This is a genomic window from Holdemanella porci (assembly GCF_019052655.1).
GTDB classification, from domain to species: Bacteria; Bacillota_I; Bacilli_A; order Erysipelotrichales; family Erysipelotrichaceae; genus Holdemanella; species Holdemanella hominis.
In genome coordinates this window covers 1-1,587 of sequence record NZ_JAHQVB010000125.1, presented here as the reverse complement: position 1 = coordinate 1,587, position 1,587 = coordinate 1, and the positions used below count along the sequence as shown (strand labels likewise).

1 protein-coding gene is annotated in these 1,587 nt (G+C 33.9%); it reads left to right on the top strand.

The annotated features are described in order from the left end of the window. Positions 1-108: 108 nt before the first annotated feature. A complete protein-coding gene (locus KTQ83_RS11700; RefSeq protein WP_217285051.1) occupies positions 109-1,224 on the top strand; it encodes an IS110 family RNA-guided transposase in 1,116 nt (371 codons plus the stop codon). The last annotated feature ends 363 nt before the right edge of the window (positions 1,225-1,587 follow it).

The following is a 1,587-nucleotide window of genomic DNA, read 5'->3' as shown; positions in this document are numbered from 1 at the left end:
GAGATAATATGAAGTGACCTCCTATTGTCAATACGTGGATTACGACTCATAATTGAATTGATTAAAAACACTTATGGTGTCGATGCCATAACACAATAGGAGGTCACTATGAAAAGTATATTATCTGTTGGAATGGATGTCCACAAAAATTCGTTTAGTTTATGCGCTTATGATGGTTATACAGGAGAAATCGTTTCAGAATCTACATTTGCTTCTGATGTAAAACTAGTAATTAAGTTTATTGAAACACTTAAAAGTCGTTATGAAAACGATGTAGAAATCAAATGTGGTTATGAAGCAGGTTGTCTTGGATATTCTCTTTATAAGTCGTTAACTGCAAGAGGAGTGGATTGTATAATTTTGGCTCCTACAACTATGCAGGTTTCTGCAAAAAATAAGATGGTAAAGAATGACAGAATGGATGCTTTGAATATTGCAAAGAACTTGGCTAGTGGATCATATAAATCTGTATATGTTCCAGATGAAGAAGATGTTGAAATAAAAGAATACATCCGTATGATTCATGATTTCAAAAAGGAATTAAAAAGAGTTAAGCAGGAAATCTGCGCATTTGTATTGCGTCATGGCTATCAATATGATGGTAAATCAAAATGGACAATTCGCTATATGAATTGGATCAGAGAATTGGAAATGTCAGAAATTCAAAGAGAAACCTTAAATGAATATATTGCAGAAATGGAAAATTTAAACGATAAAATCAATCGATTCATGAATCGTATTGATGAGATGTATCAAAGTGAAAGATACCATGAAAAGGTATCTAAATTAAGATGTTTTAAGGGTATAGAAACATTTGCAGCCATGACTATACAGGTAGAAACAGCTGATTTTGAACGTTTTCCAAGCGCAAAAGCATATGCATCCTATACTGGACTTACAACAGGAGAACATTCTAGTGGCGATAAAAACAACCGAATTGGTATTACAAAGCAAGGAAATACAGTGATTAGAAAAACACTGGTAGAATGTGCACAATCTTTGGTGAAAGGAAACGTATATGCGAAAAAATCACAAGGGTTAAAAAGTCGTCAAAAAGGAATGGATGTAAATATTATTGCATATGCGGATAAGGCAACAGAACGTTTGAAGAAGAAATACCAAAAATTGATTGAACGAAATGTGCCTAGAAATAAGGCAATAGTCGCTGTAGCTAGAGAGTTAGCATGTTTTATTTGGGGAATGGAAACAGGAAACATCCATTAAAATAAAAAATAAGTGAAAGGAGATGTGAAGAAAGACTTTTAGAAAGACAAAGGATTGATGATATAGAGGAACTTCGTAAATAATGAAACAGGTCTGATTATTTACGATTCACCTCTTAAGGCAATAGTGGTACACGAATCAAATCGCGAGGAGGACTGTACGAAAAAGCTATTGATCCACGATATGAGATTTACAAAACCTGCTCGACGGACCATTAACCTTAGGTACCCAATCCACGAATAACAGAGTGGTTAACTGTCGATAGATTTGTTTAGGAGTTCCTCTATGTCATCAATCTAAAACTGAATATTTTTAGAATATGAGTGTAATTTTGTCTTGACAAAGGTCACTTCATAACAGGTG

Excerpts from the sequence above, each read along its gene's own strand:
- KTQ83_RS11700 (WP_217285051.1), top strand. The coding sequence starts at position 109 with ATGAAAAGTATATTATCTGTTGGAATGGATGTCCACAAAAATTCGTTT.